This window comes from Pseudomonadota bacterium, from assembly GCA_018823135.1.
GTDB lineage: Bacteria > Desulfobacterota > Desulfobulbia > Desulfobulbales > CALZHT01 > JAHJJF01.
This window is the reverse complement of record JAHJJF010000106.1, coordinates 1-16,995: the sequence shown is the minus strand read 5'-3', so window position 1 is coordinate 16,995 and position 16,995 is coordinate 1. Positions and strand designations below refer to the sequence as shown.

Genomic DNA, 16,995 nt, shown 5'->3' with positions numbered 1-16,995 from the left:
TGAACTTTGCGAAAGGATAGGGACGTCAGCTCAAAAACCAAGGTCCCAAGCCGCAGGAAAAGTCTGTCGTCCTGGTTGCACAAAAGAGAAGAATACCACGCAGGAAATAATAAACCATCTTGTAGGTAAAAAAGTCAATCAGACCCTTCCCGCTCGCTGCCCCACAAGGTCAGGCGCCGAGAAGGGATAAGCACGAACTTTACTGCTCCGCCCCCGGTTACCAAGTTAAGATCGAAGTCGCAGCTCATTTACCCGGAAGCACCCCGGCCGCCTTCATCATCGCCCAGCCGAGCGGGTCATCCTCTTCGCCATTATAATCCTGATCCTGACGCAGGCCGGAAAAATGGTCCAGCAGCCGGTTGGCCAGCACCTTGCCCAGCTGTACGCCTTCCTGATCAAAGGAATTTATATTCCAGATAAACCCCTGGAATACAATCTTTGCCTCATACAAGGCAAGGAGCGCCCCCATACAAAACGAATCAAGTTTATCGCCCAGAATAATAGTGTTTGGCCTATTCCCCTGAAATTCCCGGTTAGGATTATCACTGTTTTTTCCGGTTGCAAGGGCCATTGACTGGGCCAGCAGATTTGCCAGAAGTTTTTCCTGGGAATAGGTGCCGTTAATTAAAATATCCTGTTGCCGCTGGTTTTCCCGAAAACCGACAAACTCCACCGGCACAACGGTTGTCCCCTGATGGATAAGTTGATAAAAGGCATGCTGACCGTTGGTGCCTGGCTCGCCCCAGATAATCGGCCCGGTATCATGGCTGACTCGAACACCATTTCTTGCGCAGGACTTGCCATTGCTTTCCATGTCACATTGCTGCAGATGGGCAGTGAATCTCACCAGGGCCTGGCTGTATGGAAGAATTGCAAGGGTGTGGTTGCCCAGAAAATTCCGGTTCCAGATTCCAAGCACCGCCAGCAGCAGTGCGGGGTTATTTTTGATCTGCCGGTGTTCCGCAGCAATATCCATACTGTTAGCGCCTTTTAAAAATTCCATAAAGGCCTCAAGCCCAAGGGCAAACCCCAGCATTACCGCGCCCACCATGGAAGTGACGCTGTACCGACCGCCGACATAATCGAACATATAAAAAGCCCGGAGATATTTTTCCGGATTGTCCATGGGACTGCCCTTGCCGGTAACAGCGACAAAATGCCTGGCTGGATCCAGCCCCGCTTTCACATAGGCCACCTTGACAAACTCTTCATTGGTAAGGGTCTCCAGGGTGGTGCCGCTCTTTGAGACGACATTGACGATGGTTCTTGATAAATCAACTTTTGACAGAACTTCCGCTGCATCATCGGGATCGACATTGGAGATGAAATACACCTTTCTTTCCGGAAGCCGATAGGCCTCCAGGGCGAGATAAACCGCCCGCGGCCCAAGGTCGGAGCCGCCGATTCCAATATTGATTAACCCGGTGACAGTTTCATTTTTTGCATTCCTGATACGTCCGTTTTCAAGATCATCAAGAAACGATGCAAGCTTATCCAGTTCCTCCCTGGCTTTGGAAGTGGCTTCGAGATTGTACGGCTGGTCAGCAAAGACATCCCGCATGGCGGTGTGCAGAACCATTCGATTCTCACTGTCATGGCCCTCTATGCGATTAATCACCTCACCCTTTTTCATCCGGAGAAATTGATCCACTGCATTACTTTCATCCGCAATTTTCTGGAGGTTCTCAAGGACAGCATCATCCACCCGCTGGGTGCCATATAATACATCAAGGCCGGAAGCCCGGCATATACAGGAAGAGACCCTTTCAGGGCGCAGGGCCCCGGAAACGGTGAGATCATAGGGTGATGCCGCCTGTTTTTGCAATTCTGTGAAAACCGCCAAATCACTCAGGCCCTTGTTGTTTGTCTGCATCTCGCTCACTCCTTGAAAAAAAATCCCTGAGGACTACCTCCACCTCTCAAATCCGGCTTTGAGAGACAATCAAGTAATTCCGGGAGGATTGATTTGCCGGAAATCCACCTTTTTCACGCGCCTTCCAGGCTGAAACTATAATTTAACTATTTATTTTCCCTCATGAATATGCTATAAAATACTAACTTTTTTATGGTCTGTTGCCTTTATCCAAATCATCTAATCAAGGGCATTCGACTCAAACTATGCATATATTACTACATAGTAATTCCCCTTTCCTCAAATCTTATATAGTGATCCTGTTTTTTTCTTTATTAAGGGGTTTCAGATGACAATGATAGTTGCTGAAAGCGAGCTCTATCGTTCCTGCCGAATTCTTTTCGGCTTCGACCTTGACCTTTCACACGATTTCCTTGAATACCTCCAGCTTTCGGGAATCAAATCCGCATACAGGAACAAGGCCCGTGAGACCCATCCGGACATGGCTGCAACCCGGGGAGAATTAGCCCAGGCAAGAAATGCGGTCCGCTTCACTCACGTCCAGACCGCCTACGAGAATCTCTTGAAATATCTGGACGCCAGAGAAAACGGTTTCCGGCTTACCGCATCAAACCAGAGAACTGCAAGAAAATCATCTCAGGGGAAAAAACAGGCGCGACAAACCCCTCCGCACACTATGCGGAGAACGGCCAGACCGACAAACCCCTTCAACAGTCAATCTTTCAACAAGAAAAACGACTCTGCCCATCAGACGCATTTCAATAATTCATGCAGCACGGCTGACACGTTTTACAAAGGTGTCATTCCCCAACGTAAACTCCTGCTGGGCCATTATTTATATTATTCCGGAGTAATTAACTTCAGGAATATTATCCAGGCCCTTGTATGGCAAAAAACAATGCGGCCGCGAGTCGGCGAGCTTTGCCTGAAATTCGGCTGGTTGACCAACGATGATATACATTTGATCCTTAAACACCGGACTTTTGACCGGCCCTTTGGCAGATCTGCGTTAAATCTCGGATTGTTGAACGTAAAACAGGTTAAAACCATTCTGTTTATGCAGAAAACGCTTCAGAAGAAACTCGGTGAATTTTTCATAGAAAACAACATCCTGACAGAACAGAGTCTCGAAAAACTGTTAACCCATCACCGTCGCCACAACTCACTCCTCGCTGCCACATCCCGCTTTGGCATTTAATCCGTCGGCATTGCCTCGGGAACAAAAATCCCACTTGGTTCTCTTTAATGGTATTACTATATTACAGTTACCGGCCCGCCCCAAAATTACATTAAGAGCTTGTCCGTAAACAAACTTTAAGGAAAGAACATTGATCTACAATAATCTCATATATCTTCTCGTCGTAATTCTTATCCTGACGACAAATACCGTACCCGACACGCCGCAAACCCCATTAAATATCGCTCTGTTTATCTTTGTACTGAAGGGCTTTCTTTATCACCTGGCGGCTCGGCGATGGTTTGCCGGCAAATCAATGGCGAGCGCAGCGCAATACTTCTCAGCCGAACAGAAACTTGCAATTCTGGCCATTGCATCCCTGGCAATTGACGTATATTTCCTTGATTTCAAATACTACATTGCCAAGCTGCCATTTACCGGACAATTACCGGTGCTGATTGATCTCGGCGGCATCATTCTCTTTCACTGCTATCTTTCCTTGACCTGGCATGCATCGATTAAGAGTTATCAGCGTATTTTTGAGCGATCCTCCGGAAAAAGCTCAATCGTTATCAGCAATCTGAAAACCAATTTATCAATCATCCTCCCCTGGCTTTTAATTTCTTTTTTTTCTGATTTACTGCTCCTCGCGCCATCTCCGGGTTTACAGAAAATCCTTGCCTCCTCCTGGGGGGAATCGATTATTATTCTGGGCTTTTTCCTTGTACTTGCAACCGTCTTCCCGGCAATCGTCATCCGCCTCTGGGGTTGCACCCCCTTACCCAAAAGCGACCTCAGAGACCATCTGGAAAATTTCTGCAAGCGTCAGGGGCTTGGGTATGCGAACATCATGCTCTGGCCGCTTTTTGAGGGAAGGATCATCACTGCAGGCATAATGGGGATCGTCAAAAAATTCAGATATCTCCTGGTCACTCCGGCCCTTCTTGAATCCATGTCCATAGAAGAAACCGAGGCGGTCCTGGCCCATGAAATCGGCCATGCCAAACGGTATCACCTGCAATTGTATATCTTTCTCTTCTTAGGATTCGGCCTCCTTGCCCAGATAAGCCTCTACCCAATCCTCTACCTGCTGTTGAATTCAGAACTCTTCTACAAGCTCCTCCAGCTATCCGGCAAAGAACCGGCAACCGCTCTGTCCCTGTGGGGCTCCGTCCCTTTATTTATTCTGATGATTGTTTATTTCCGGTATGTGTTCGGATTTTTCATGCGGAATTTTGAACGCCAGGCCGACCTCCATGCACTTGCAGTCATGGGCGGCAGCGCTCCCCTCACCCGGGTCCTTGAAAAGATCAGCGTGCTGAGCGGCAATATCCGTGATGTTCCCAGCTGGCATCATTTCAGCATCGGGCAACGGGTGGATTTTCTTGAAAAATGTGAGAGCAACAAGATCCATATTAAACGACATCACCGAAAAGTCTACGGCGCCCTCCTCATCTTTCTGCTCACCTTAACCAGTGGTGCCTTTTTCATGTGGAAGATGCCGACAACCCTCATGGAGGGGCCCACCCGGGAAAAATTTGCCGAAGCCGCAATCAGACAGAAAATCCGCGAAGAACCGCAAAAATCCGCGTGGCGTCACCTCCTGGGCGACCTTCAGCTTGAAAGAAAACACTATGGCGAGGCAATTGCCGCTTATGAAAAAGCCCTGGAACTTGCTCCGTATAACCCCGAAGTATTAAACAATCTGGCCTGGCTGCTGATCACTGCCGAGGACGAATCCTTTCTCGACCCCGCGCGAGCCTTAGAGCTTGCGGAATCGGCCTCCACCATAAAATCTCAAGGGTACATTCTTGACTCCCTGGCCGGAGCTTACTGGGCTAACGGATACACCAATCTGGCAGTCAAAACCGAAGAAAAAGCCATGGCCCGCGATCCCGCCAACCGGGAATTCTATCTCCGGCAGATTGCCAAATTTCAGTCCGGCGCCTGGTCGCCGGCAGCACTACGAAAGAATGATAAGTGATGGGTCCCTGAAAAATTGCAGAAGATAAAGATCTTTCAACACAATATCAACACATTACAAGGCAATAACTCGATGAGTCATCAGTCTTTTCGAAGTCTCTTGGCAATCGCTATGTACGATTTCATCAAAAATAATATCGTACAACTTTTATTACTGTATTCTGATTTTCAAACCTATGAACCCGATTAATGTCGGCATAATCGGCACCGGACGTCACGGCGCCCGCTATGCAAATCATATCATAAATGATCTTGACTGCTTCCGGTTGACCGCAATCAGCAGGCGTTCCCTTGTCGGTCTTGACCAGGCTGCACAATGGAATGCAGACTGGCATGGCGAATGGCGAGATTTAATCAGCGATCCTCGGGTAGAAGCAATAATCGCCGCCACCCCGCCAAATCTCAACCTTGAAATTGCCAAAGCATGCAGCACAGCCCAAAAGCCACTTCTCATTGAAAAACCTTTAGCCATAAATACTACTGAAGCTGAACAGATAGTCAACCTGTTCAGCTCAAACAACACCCCGCTTACCGTGGGTCATACATTGCGTTACAATGCGACTATCAAGGCACTGAAACACGAGCTTCCTAAAGCAGGCGAACTCTATTCCTTCTATACGAATCAGCGCCTGGAAAAAGCGCTTCATCGCTGGCTCGACGATGAGAATATTGCAGGCGGCGGAGTCATTCTCCATACCGCGGTTCATATGTTCGACGCCTTGCGGTTTGTAACCGGACGAGAAATTACCCGTGTCCGGGCTTCGATGTTTTGTCGGGATAACACAAAACTCGAAAATCTCTTTACCGCACAGATTGAGATGGAGAAAAACCTCGTTGGAACAATGGATGCGAGCAAGGTCGGTCCGGCCCGCGCCGGACGATATGAATTCGTGGGTTCCAAAGGGCAGTTACAAGGGGACCAGGTGCACGGATTCATGGAGTTCATCAAAGAAGCAACAATAACTCAACTCCCCCATGCCAAACAGGTTTCAACCATTGTGCCGCTGCTTAAAGATTGGCACAAATTCTTACAGGGAAAAGGCCCCAATCCCATTCCCGGAGAAGATGGCCTTGCCGCGGTCAGAATCTGCGATGCATGCCGCCAATCCGCACTGGAAGATAAATGGGTGTCAATTATTGATGGGCTGGGCTCGTAGGCAAGCGAGTACACCGCCAGGGTATAAAAAATTCACGAGACTTCGAAAAGCCGCTGTAGCAAAAGGTCCACCACACAAAATCAACATATTATAAAGAAATAACTCAATGAAATCAATGTGTTACAATTTCATCACTTGTTGATTAAGGTTTTTATGGGCTCAGCAATGGTGCCGACCGACGTTTTCACAGTATCAAGAACACCCGCCTCCATGCCTAATCCCATGTACAATGCCCCGGCGACAAGGGCAGCAATCACAAAAAAAACAACTCTGAGGATTTTCCTAAGAGAATCCTTTTTATCAAAGTCTGATTTTTCACATTGCGGACAGAGAAAGACATTTCTTTGTTTGTAATACCAGAGTGTGTCCGTCCTGCCACAGCACTTGCATCTTCCTACGCGTGACATACCTACAGTAGCCATTTGACACCTCGTGATTCAATTATTTATTTGATATATCAAATTATTTGAAATGATTAACACGGCCATATTAACAAGTAGCTACTTCAAGTTCCAGCTAATAATTGAGTCCAGGCGGTCTATGACAGCCACGATTCCAAGTCGCAGGGCGTGGCTTATCTTTGGATATTGTCGGCCGCTGAATATGACATCATGCAACAAATAAAGCTATAAGCAATTTGTTTCTTGGCCAATCCCGGTTAAGATAATTTTTATATTTTTAATGATAACAACAATGGATAAGGGGCTATGAAAAAAACCGGATTAACCCTCATTTATACGGGAAACGGCAAAGGAAAAACCACTGCCGCACTGGGGCAGGCGATTCGCGCCGCAGGCCATGATCAGAAAATTTGCATTGTCCAGTTTATAAAAGGTCCATGGGAAACCGGCGAGGCCAAGGCGCTCACCTGTTTCCCGGAATGTATCGAGCTTCATTCGAAAGGTGAAGGATTTACCTGGGAGGCCAAAGACAAAAAGCAACTCATTGAATCGGCGCGCCTTGCCTGGGATTTTGCAAAAGAAAAAATTATGAGTGCTACCTATGATCTGGTGATCCTTGATGAGCTGACCTATCTCATCACCTATGGAATAATCGATGAATCGGAGGCAATTGCACTCCTTCGAGCCAGACCGGAACACCTGAATATTGTCATTACCGGCCGGGATGCGTCAGCAGGACTGGTTAACGAGGCAGACCTGGTTACCGAAATGAAAGAAATAAAGCATCCATATTCCAAGGGCGTCAAAGCGCGAAAAGGCATCGAATGGTAAGCGGTTATTCTACTTTTTCAAACCTGATTATCGCATACACGTAATAATTCCCCCACCGGGACGGCACCCGCTTATAATTGGTTTTCACCTTATCCCCCTCCTGAGGTTTCCACCCCTGAGGGATATATTTTGTGCTTCTGGCCGTATCATAGGTCATGGGGTCTTGGATTTCCGGAAACTGAATTTTATAAAACTTCTCTCCTGCCTCAACAATTGTGCCGACAGCCGGATTCTTCGGGTCTTTCCGGATTGGGTCCGGCCGGATGACCTGGAGCTGAGTGACCGCAGCAACCATTTCTCCCTTGCGGCTTTTTTTAAGACCGTATCTGACCGCAACTTCATCGCCCTTTCTCGACCGGAAGTCACTGGGAACATATTTTGTTTCACTTCCCGTGTAGAGCTGTATTTCCTTTCCAGTCTCATCAATGATGATAAAACTCGCCGGGGTATTTTCCTTGATTATTCCCTGAGCAATTTGCTGATTTTTAGCTGGCGAATCTCTTTCGGCAAAGGCACTCTGCGGGGAACCAAGCCCAAAAAACAATACGACCAACTGAACAATGAATGCGGATACGATCAATATCTTCTTTCTCATTATCTTTATCTCCAGTGACCAGTGACGAAAAATTCATCACTATATACTCGTTACTTATCTCTTTCCAATCAGGGCAAGGCGATTTGAGTCCTGAAATTCAAACTTGAAACAGATCCCTCTTTCATCAGGACCTCGCCGATCATTGTCCCAAAACGCCTGGCTTCCACCATCTGGGCCTTTGAATGGCCGTAACGCTTGTAAAATTTTCCGATTAATCCGGAACGTTCCGGATTTTTACCGGCGATCTTCAAGAATACCCCCAGTGTCCTCCAGGGCTCTGAACTGGGATGCGAAAAAACTATATGATTTGTTATTTCTGCACCGCACCTGGCAAGTAACTTTTTGAGTCCCCACATGTGCATGCGCCAGTAGCCGCGGCAAGAAATGATCGGCATGATTTCTTTGCCACCGAATAGCAGCTCTCCGTCCCGGTCAATAAGCGAAAGCACCGGGCCGCTCGGGTTATATGACCATGTCGGCCCGGCAAGGATTATAAGATCATAGTGTTTACAGCAATCCTTGGATAATGGTTTTATCGGAACTCTTGCACGGAAAAAAGTTGAAACCATCATCTTTATTGTAGAAAAAAAACCGTCCAGCGGAAAGCCTGCAGGGACCACAGGTTTGATCTTTTCCATTACAACGGAAACATCCTGCTTCCTTAATCCGGCCGCCAGCTGATAGAGGACTCCGCTGGTTTGGCCACTAAAAGAATAATATATAACCAGAACTCTTTTCTTGTTTTTGGCAATCATGTTTTATTTTGAGAAAATTATGTCATATGTTCTTCTTAATAAGCCAATTCAACAAAAACATCATTCAATTATCCAAAAACATACTAGAGAATCAAGCTTTTTTCATTTCTGAACGGAACCTTATCGGGTAAACTTTGCCTCATAGTCCAAGGAGTAAGAATCCGCATCATAACTTTTGGCGATATATTATGAACAAATACCACGAAATAATCATTATCGGTGCAGGAATCTCGGGCTTAAGCGCCGCCCATTTTCTGAAAAAATTCGACCCTGCCGCCGATGTTCTGATTCTTGAACAAGGCGACCGACCTGGGGGCGCTGTAAAAAGTTTTCAGGAAGGGGAAATCCATGCCGAGTGGGGGCCACACGGCTTTCTCGACAACACCCCTGAAAGCCGGGAGCTCCTGATTGACACCGGGCTTGACAAGGTTGCACAACGAGCCCCTCTTGGTGATTTTCTACGCTTTGTCTGCCATGATGCTGCGCTTACTCCGTTACCTCAAAGCCCCAAAAAGCTTCTCACCACTCCACTGCTTTCCTTAACCGGTAAACTCCGATTATTGGGGGACTTGTTCAGAAAACCGGCCGAAGACGGACTTACTATTGCTCAATGGGCCGAATACCGGTTCGGCAGTGAGATCCTGCCCCTGGTTGATGCCGCGGTTACCGGTACCTTTGCCGGCGACTTCAGCCGGTTGAATATTGATGCGGTTATGCCCGGGGTCCGCAACCTTGAAAAAGAGTTCGGCTCTGTCCTCAAAGGCCTTAAAAAAAGAAAAAAGAAAACCGTCAGCTCAGGCCCCCTGCCGGCAATGATTAATTTTCCACACGGCATGGAATCCCTCATCCAGGAGTTATCCAGAAAAGCTGAAATCAGCTTTGATTCCGGGGTGGCGCACCTTGCCTTGCAGGATGGGAAATGGGAAATAACAACTTCCGGAGGGGATCAATATCAGGCACGGACAGTGATTATTGCGTTGCCGGTCAACCGGGCATTAAAAATGTTGGCGCCACTTCTCCCCCCGCCTGTAGCGAGCATACCCGTGGCGCATATTATTAACCTGGTCATGGCTTTTCCCGGAACCGCCGAGGTCCCACGAGGGTTTGGCTACCTTGCGCCGGAAAAAGAAAACAGATTCACCCTTGGAGCCATGTTCACCTCACATATGTTTCCTGACCGGATTCCGCCCGGAACCGTGCTTCTCGAAGCACTTGTAGGCGGCAGACGACACCCCGAACGCCTTGAACTTGATGACAAGACGATTATTGAAAATGTCTTAGGCGATCTCAAAAGCCTGATGAAACTTCCAGACCCGCCTCATTATGTGAAAGTGCTGCGGCCTGAAAACGGAATCCCGCAGATGGAAGGCGACCACCCGGCCCTGTTAGGCTGGAGAAAGGAACTCCTTCAGAAATATTCAAAACTCCATGTATTCGGATTCGGCTGGGATGGAATCGGGATGAACGATATGATAAAAACAGCTCGGAGAGTTGCTGAAACCATTGGGACAGGCGACGTTGCAGGAGAACAACAGCCTCAGGTCAAGCCCGTTTATTTCTGATAAGCTGAGCTTACGAGTCGATACTCAGGCCGGAATGCTCTATTACCACCGAGTCTTTTTTCCTGCTTCCGCCGAAGCGCTTGGAAAGTATATCCGCACGCAGTTTCTGCAAGGCAAACTGAAAGCATTCCGGGCAATATCCATGGGAAATATTTTTCCCTGGAGGTGCAACCTGCTCAATCCATCCCCCGCTGCACTTTATCCTCTGACACAAACAACAGATGAGAGTCATGGTTCTATCACATATCCTTAATTGGTTATGATAATCCAAAGCGAAAAATTATTCTCCGCAGGTACCTTAAAGAAACTGCTCTTTAATCTTTTTTGCTAGAAGTTCCACCTGGCCTCGCACACTGTTGTTCCGGGCAATTCCTTCAGTTACGACGCGAATCGAATGGACAACAGTCGAATGATCGCGGTTAAAGGCTTTGCCGATATCCGACAAGGCCTGATCGGTCAACTTGCGCGCCAGGTACATGGTTACCTGCCTCGGAAAAGCAATTGCTTTTTTTCTGGATTTGGAACGCATATCCGAAACCGAAACTTTAAACTGCCGGGCAACAAAATCCCGAATCACTTCCGTTGACAAATCCTGATACCGTCCAATAATGTTGCTGATGACCTCCTTGACCATGTCAAGATCAGGTGCTCTTTTAAGCAGACAGGCCTTGGCCTTGACCCCGACAACCGCACTTTCAATCAGGCGGATGTCACATCGCACATGATCGGCAACATACTCAATGAGCTCATCCGTTAGTTCAAGTTTACTGTTTAAGGCTTTGCGCTTGATGATCAGCATGCGGGTCCGCAGATCAGGAGGATTGATGGTGGTAATCAATCCGGAAGAGAGCCGCGAACGGAATCCTGGATCAATATTCTGTATGTCCTTGGCGGAAATAGCACTGGTAAAAATAATCCGCTTGTTGGACTCAATCAGGGCATCGACAACCCCGGAAAGTTCCTCCTGGGTTTTGGTCCTGCCGGACAATGCATGAATATCTTCAACAAGAAGCACATCACAATGTTTGTAATATTTATCCTTGAACTGGTCCATGGTGTTATTTTTTATTCCTTGGACCATCTCGGCGGTTAACTGGTGCGCCGTCCGGTAATGCAGTCTCGTTGATGGTGATTGATTAATGATATGGTGGGCCACGGAGTGGGTCAGATGACTCTTGCCGAGACCGGTTCCTGCCTCGATAAAAATACATCTCCCCAGAGAATCGTCATTGTTTGCAAGGGCTTGACAGGCTGAATGCGCCAGCATATTTGCATCACCGACCATGAACTCATCAAATGTATACTTGGGGTGGAGTGCTCTGACGCTTGTTCCAACCCTGGGCATCTCCGGCAACCTGAGTTGCTCCTGAGCTTCCCCCGGAGGAAGAAACTTGCCGTCCTCCTGGGCCACGGCAAATTGCACCCGCAGATCTCCCTGGCCGAGTTCAGCCAAACCCTGTTTAATATTGGTTAAGTATTTTTCCGCAACCCATGAATTAAAAAAACGATCCGGTCCCGCAAGCTCAATGACATGGTCATCAGTATGAATGCATGTAAGCGGATCAATCCATAAGGAATAACTGCTGTCTGGGAATCTACCTTTCAGAATCTCCTTGGTTCTTTCCCACAGGGACATAAACTTCTCTCCAAAAAAAATAAAATGATAACGACAGGATAACTTCAACAACGCAAGATGAATAAAACTAATTTCGGCAGGTAATAGTGTTGGAGTTTTGTAGTAAAAAAGGCCTGCATCTGTCAAAGCCGTTATGGAAAGATTTTGCCCTAATCCAAACTTAAGTTATCAACAGCCCGTTATCCCCTGTCAGACACGGCAACGCAAAAATACCCCCCCTAACACCCTAGAAAATGGTGCTTTTTGAACCACCCATAAAAAACTATATGATTATGTGGGGTTACCAACGCCCCCTTGAGTTTTCCAACAATTCTAAACCTCAAAAATACTCCTGAATGCTCACTATTCCTCTTTTTTCCTCTTTTTTACGTTTTTTTTAATTCTTTTATAGCCGTATTATTTATATCTCTTTGATATGTCAAATTATTTGCGCAGAAACTTTTTTTATTGGCTCCTCAAGAGTGACAGGTGGCTGCTCATTTAATAATCCTCGTATCTTATAAATTATAATTTCCCCTTGACTTGCTCATCTCCTTTTCATAGACATTAAATGTCTTAACAGGAAACCACCGTGCCTGGAAAAGTCACCTGAAGCGATACGAAATTTTACATCACTGCGAAGATCCCATTGGAGGCAAGATGCTTAAACGTTTTTCCATTTCCCTTGAAAATGATTTACTGAAAAAATTTGATATTTTCATAAACCTGCGTCGGTACAATAATCGTTCCGAGGCAATTCGTGATCTTATCAGAAAATCGCTGATCCAAGACGAATGGGAAGCTGACAAGGAAGTCATCGGCGTCATCTCCCTTGTGTACGATCATCACCAGCGGCAGCTCCAGGAAAAAATCACCGAGGCGCAGCATGACTTTCACCACCTGATAATTTCCACAACCCATATCCACATGGATCATGACAACTGCCTTGAAGTCATCATTGTCCGCGGTTATGCGCAACAAGTACAAAGTCTTGCCGAACAGTTACAAGCGCTGCGCGGCGTAAAAGACGGCAACCTGGCGATGAGCAGTACCGGCGGCCATCTTCATTAAATATCCCGGAGGCAAATTTTTATTTGACAGACAAAATGCAATTACGCTAATGTGCAAAAAGTGTTACGTTTTTTAATTTTGTATTACCAGTCATGGTAATACTCGCCAAAAAACTATTATCCAGGAGAATACATCATGCACATGGCTGACGCATTGCTGTCTCCTGTGGTTGGTGGCGTCATGTGGGCCGCCTCTGCAGGAACCCTGGTTTATTGCTCAAAAAAAATCACCTCTGCAATGGATGAGCTGAAAACACCGCTCATGGGCGTTCTCGGTGCATTTATCTTTGCCGCCCAGATGATCAACTTCACCATCCCCGGCACCGGCTCCAGCGGACATCTCGGAGGAGGCATGATTCTCGCCATTCTTCTAGGCCCCAATGCGGCTTTTCTTGTCATGGCCTCCATCCTCACGGTTCAGGCGCTTTTCTTTGCAGACGGCGGCCTTCTGGCCCTGGGATGCAATATGTTCAACCTCGGTGTTTTCCCCTGCTTCATTGCCTATCCTCTTATATATAAAACTATTCTTGGTGACAGCGGAGACTACAAACGCATCACCGCCGCCTCTATCCTCTCAGTGATTACTGCCTTGCAACTGGGTTCTCTGGGCGTTGTCATGGAAACAAGCCTTTCAGGAATAACCGAACTGCCGCTTTCATCCTTTGCCTTTGTTATGCAGCCGATTCACCTGGCCATCGGTCTCATTGAAGGAATTGTTACCGCCGTTGTCATCCAGTTCATAATCAAAGTTGAACCGGACATTCTTAATAATTATAATTTGACTGCCCCCTCCCGACACCGTTCCCGCAAACCGCTTTTTATAAGTTTGCTTGTTGTAACACTGTTCACCGGCGGCTTTCTTTCCTGGTATGCTTCAAGCAATCCCGACGGCCTTGAGTGGTCCATCACCAAAGTCACCGGGCAAGAAGAGCTTCATGTCGTGAAAAACAATCGGGTCCACTCTTTTCTTTCCCAAATCCAGGAAAAAATCGCTTTTCTCCCTGAATACGGTTTCAAAAATTCCGGCGCCGAAGAAACCGCTGAAAACCGCCGCACAGGAACCGCGATTTCCGGGATACTTGGCGGAATCATAACCATTGCCTTGGTCTTTCTGGCAGGCTTTTTCTTGAAAAAACGCACCCACACCGAGACTTCTTGATGGCAAAGATCGACTCGGCTTTTTTTGATATCAACTCCCTGGAGGTTTTTGCCCGGCAGGGAACCCCGATTCATACCATTGACCCGCGCGCCAAGGCTGTGACGACTTTCTTTTTCATCATCACCGTGGTTTCATTCGACAAGTATGAAATCTCAGGCCTGCTGCCGTTCCTTGTCTATCCGGTTCTGCTGGCGGTGATCGGCAACATTCCCTCTGACTACCTGATCAAGAAAATCATTCTAGTTGCGCCTTTTGCCTTTTTTATCGGCATCCTCAATCCCTTCTTCGACAGAGCGCCAATGCTCGATCTGGGGTTTATGACGATCTCCGGCGGCTGGATTTCTTTTCTGTCGATTCTGCTTCGCTTTATTCTCACTGTAAGCGCAGCCCTGATTTTAATTGCAACCTCAGGCTTCAGAGAAGTCTGCCTTGCTCTGGAAAAGCTCAAAAGCCCCAGGATTTTCTCCATACAACTGCTTTTTCTCTATCGCTATCTCTTTGTGTTGATCAATGAGGCCCGGCGCCTGATCCGCGCCAGGCAGCTTCGTTCCTTCAACGGCCGCGGCATGGGCCTTACGGTGGCCGGTTCGATGATCGGCCATCTTCTGGTCCGGACCCTCAACCGGGCCAGGCGCATTCATCTGGCCATGATGTGCAGGGGATTTGACGGAGAAATCAGGATCCTTCGCACATTACGATTCACAATGCGAGATGCCTGCTTTATTCTTGGCTGGATACTGATCTTTCTTTTCTTGCGGTTCAACAATCTTCCCCGAATGATGGGTACTCTTTTCACAGGACATTTTTCATGAGTCATCATATTGTTGAAGTCTCTCAACTCGGCTACACATATCCTGACGGAACTCCGGCGATCAGGGATGTATCTTTCCGCATCGAGCACGGTGAATCCGTTGCCATTGTCGGGCCAAACGGCGCCGGCAAATCCACCCTCCTTCTGCACTTAAACGGTTGTCTCAGCCCTGCCAAAGGAACGGTTCGCATCGGCGATTTCCCGGTAACCAAGGAAACGCTTCATTCCATCCGTAAAACCGTGGGCATGGTATTTCAGGACCCGGACGACCAGCTGTTCATGCCCACCGTGAAAGACGATGTCGCCTTTGGCCCATTGAATCTCGGCCTGCCAGTCGCAGAAGTGGAAAAAAGAGTGCATGACGCCCTTTTAACCGTTGATGCCCTGAATCTCCTGGACAGAGAGCCCCACAAACTCTCGGGCGGTGAAAAAAGAGCGGTGGCCATTGCCACGGTTCTTGCCATGTCTCCGGATATTTTAGTTATGGATGAGCCCAGTGCCAGTCTTGATCCCGGCACCAGGCGCCAACTGATCGAGTTGCTTAAAACATTCCGCCATACCAAGATCATCGCCACCCATGATCTGGACCTGGCCCTTGATCTCTGCAGCCGGACGATCATCATCCACGATGGAAAAGTTCTGGCAGACGGGGCAACGACCAGCATTTTTCAAGATGATGAAATACTGGCCACGAGCAGTCTTGAAAAACCCCTTCGCATGCAGGGCTGCCCGATTTGTAATCCTCTAAGAACTCCATAAATTATCCAGATGCTTGGTTGTAGCGTTTCTCAACTATGGTCAATTCCATCTTGGGAAATCAAACCCTAATCATCTTGATTATTGAAAAATACTTTGATATCTTTCACGCTCACGGATGGGTGGATTGCATTTTATTCTCGGAATGAAGAGTTTGTCTGGAACTTTATGCAGGTTACAAGTGCCTAATTTATCCAAAAGCGCTCCCATAATAATGATAAAGATGATGTGAGTTTATGAAACCCCGGAGTAACATTTTCCGATCACTGATAGTAATACTGCTCATTTTGCAGGTAAGTGCAGCCCATGCGATGCCGGCAGGGGTGCATTTCAAGCTGTGCTTTGGCTTAGACGGTCACGTCGATATATCCCAAGATGATTGCATTGATAATCCAAGTCAACCCCAACGTTCGGATACAGTTCTAACCGTCGATGACCATCATAATGAATGCCTGGACGTTGCGCTGGGTTGTCTTTCATTCCTTGAAACCCCCTCATTTCAAGCAAAGAGACTTATCACCACTTCGTTTCCGGCAACAGGAAATTACACTTTTGCGTTTTCCCAGCGAGTTCAATTCTCAATTCGTACCTCCTCTTACCTGAATGGCGGGGTCTCAATGCCATCACCTCTTGCTTTCCTGCGGACCATTGTGCTTCTGATTTGATACTTCTCCGGTAGTTTCCTCCTGACCTTTGGGACATGTGTTTGCTCCATGTCTCCAGATTCAACAAAAAGACCTGTTCCATGTGCATCCCGGGGAGTTTCCCTACAGAGGCAAGCTTTGGGTGCAGCACACTTATTAACGGAGAAATACATAGATGAAGTACGCTATTTTCAGGGTATTCCTTGCCACGACACTTTTTTTTGTGGGATATGCCAACCCTCATATCAGTCTGGCCGGAACTTCAGATTTGAATTTAATTCCGCCGCAAATCGTTTTACGCGGACAAATACCAGCGGAATCGTCTCAATCAAAAGCGGTCGATTCGATTACCCTGGATTGGGCAATTGAAGCAACTCTTAACCAGCACCCGTCTCTTGCTGCGACATGGTATGAGATCAAAGCAAGACAGGGTGTGGCTCTTCAGGCTGAATTGTCACCAAATCCCGCATTTTTCGGCGAGATGGAAGAATTCGGCGGTTCAGGGGAGGTTTCCGGCACCGCCATTATGTCCAGCCGAATCGGTATCAGCCAGGAGTTTCTACTTGGCGGAAAAATCGCCAAGCGCAAGCGAAAAGCAGAGGCCTC

The 16,995-nt window shown here is 47.5% G+C and carries 16 protein-coding genes; 10 read left to right on the top strand and 6 right to left on the bottom strand.

The window, feature by feature from the left end; all coding sequences use genetic code 11:
* Positions 1 to 244: 244 nt before the first annotated feature.
* Positions 245 to 1,873, bottom strand: coding sequence for a glucose-6-phosphate isomerase (locus tag KKE17_11895; protein ID MBU1710698.1), 1,629 nt, complete (start codon positions 1,871 to 1,873; stop codon positions 245 to 247).
* Between the two features lie 328 nt (positions 1,874 to 2,201).
* Between KKE17_11895 and KKE17_11890 the strand changes: the two genes are divergently transcribed.
* From KKE17_11890 to KKE17_11880, 3 genes are all read left to right on the top strand, one after another.
* Entirely contained in the window at positions 2,202 to 3,071 is an 870-nt protein-coding gene (locus KKE17_11890) for a J domain-containing protein (protein ID MBU1710697.1), read from the top strand.
* Positions 3,072 to 3,201: 130 nt separating this feature from the next.
* Positions 3,202 to 5,034, top strand: a complete 1,833-nt coding sequence (locus KKE17_11885; GenBank protein ID MBU1710696.1) for a M48 family metalloprotease — start codon at positions 3,202 to 3,204, stop codon at positions 5,032 to 5,034.
* Between the two features lie 175 nt (positions 5,035 to 5,209).
* Positions 5,210 to 6,190 carry a Gfo/Idh/MocA family oxidoreductase gene (locus KKE17_11880; GenBank protein MBU1710695.1) on the top strand — a complete coding sequence of 327 codons (981 nt, stop codon included), beginning with the start codon at positions 5,210 to 5,212 and terminating at the stop codon, positions 6,188 to 6,190.
* A 131-nt stretch (positions 6,191 to 6,321) separates the two neighbouring features.
* Here KKE17_11880 and KKE17_11875 read toward each other — a convergent pair whose 3' ends face one another.
* Positions 6,322 to 6,612: a hypothetical protein gene (locus KKE17_11875; GenBank protein MBU1710694.1), complete on the bottom strand. Its 291-nt coding sequence runs from the start codon at positions 6,610 to 6,612 to the stop codon at positions 6,322 to 6,324.
* Between the two features lie 285 nt (positions 6,613 to 6,897).
* Here KKE17_11875 and cobO point away from each other — a divergent pair, with 285 nt between their 5' ends.
* Positions 6,898 to 7,422, top strand: coding sequence for a cob(I)yrinic acid a,c-diamide adenosyltransferase (gene cobO / locus KKE17_11870; GenBank protein ID MBU1710693.1), 525 nt, complete (start codon positions 6,898 to 6,900; stop codon positions 7,420 to 7,422).
* Between the two features lie 4 nt (positions 7,423 to 7,426).
* Here the strand turns inward: cobO and KKE17_11865 are convergent, their stop codons facing one another.
* Both KKE17_11865 and KKE17_11860 read right to left on the bottom strand, forming a co-directional pair.
* Positions 7,427 to 8,017, bottom strand: a complete 591-nt coding sequence (locus KKE17_11865) for a hypothetical protein (protein ID MBU1710692.1) — start codon at positions 8,015 to 8,017, stop codon at positions 7,427 to 7,429.
* 68 nt (positions 8,018 to 8,085) lie between these two features.
* Complete coding sequence (locus tag KKE17_11860) at positions 8,086 to 8,655, bottom strand: hypothetical protein (GenBank protein ID MBU1710691.1); 570 nt, start codon at positions 8,653 to 8,655, stop codon at positions 8,086 to 8,088.
* Positions 8,656 to 8,960: 305 nt separating this feature from the next.
* Here KKE17_11860 and hemG point away from each other — a divergent pair, with 305 nt between their 5' ends.
* Positions 8,961 to 10,334: a protoporphyrinogen oxidase gene (gene hemG / locus KKE17_11855; protein MBU1710690.1), complete on the top strand. Its 1,374-nt coding sequence runs from the start codon at positions 8,961 to 8,963 to the stop codon at positions 10,332 to 10,334.
* A gap of 10 nt (positions 10,335 to 10,344) precedes the next feature.
* Here the strand turns inward: hemG and KKE17_11850 are convergent, their stop codons facing one another.
* Together KKE17_11850 and dnaA are read right to left on the bottom strand one after the other, a co-directional pair.
* Positions 10,345 to 10,566: a hypothetical protein gene (locus tag KKE17_11850; protein ID MBU1710689.1), complete on the bottom strand. Its 222-nt coding sequence runs from the start codon at positions 10,564 to 10,566 to the stop codon at positions 10,345 to 10,347.
* 66 nt (positions 10,567 to 10,632) lie between these two features.
* Complete coding sequence (dnaA, locus tag KKE17_11845) at positions 10,633 to 11,970, bottom strand: chromosomal replication initiator protein DnaA (GenBank protein ID MBU1710688.1); 1,338 nt, start codon at positions 11,968 to 11,970, stop codon at positions 10,633 to 10,635.
* 639 nt (positions 11,971 to 12,609) lie between these two features.
* On the opposite strand from dnaA, the gene nikR reads away from it, so the two are divergent.
* From nikR to KKE17_11820, 5 genes are all read left to right on the top strand, one after another.
* A complete protein-coding gene (gene nikR / locus KKE17_11840; protein MBU1710687.1) occupies positions 12,610 to 13,020 on the top strand; it encodes a nickel-responsive transcriptional regulator NikR in 411 nt (136 codons plus the stop codon).
* 135 nt (positions 13,021 to 13,155) lie between these two features.
* A complete protein-coding gene (locus KKE17_11835) occupies positions 13,156 to 14,178 on the top strand; it encodes an energy-coupling factor ABC transporter permease (GenBank protein MBU1710686.1) in 1,023 nt (340 codons plus the stop codon).
* On the top strand, positions 14,178 to 14,990 hold the full coding sequence (cbiQ, locus tag KKE17_11830) for a cobalt ECF transporter T component CbiQ (protein MBU1710685.1): 813 nt from the start codon (positions 14,178 to 14,180) through the stop codon (positions 14,988 to 14,990). Before KKE17_11835 ends, cbiQ begins: the two co-directional genes overlap by 1 nt.
* The gene (locus tag KKE17_11825) at positions 14,987 to 15,748 is read left to right on the top strand and encodes an energy-coupling factor ABC transporter ATP-binding protein (protein ID MBU1710684.1); all 762 of its coding nucleotides are present in this window, start codon (positions 14,987 to 14,989) and stop codon (positions 15,746 to 15,748) included. The genes cbiQ and KKE17_11825 overlap by 4 nt, the downstream gene beginning before the upstream one ends.
* A gap of 816 nt (positions 15,749 to 16,564) precedes the next feature.
* Positions 16,565 to 16,995 (top strand): hypothetical protein (locus KKE17_11820; protein MBU1710683.1); only part of this gene is annotated, 431 nt, incomplete at its 3' end.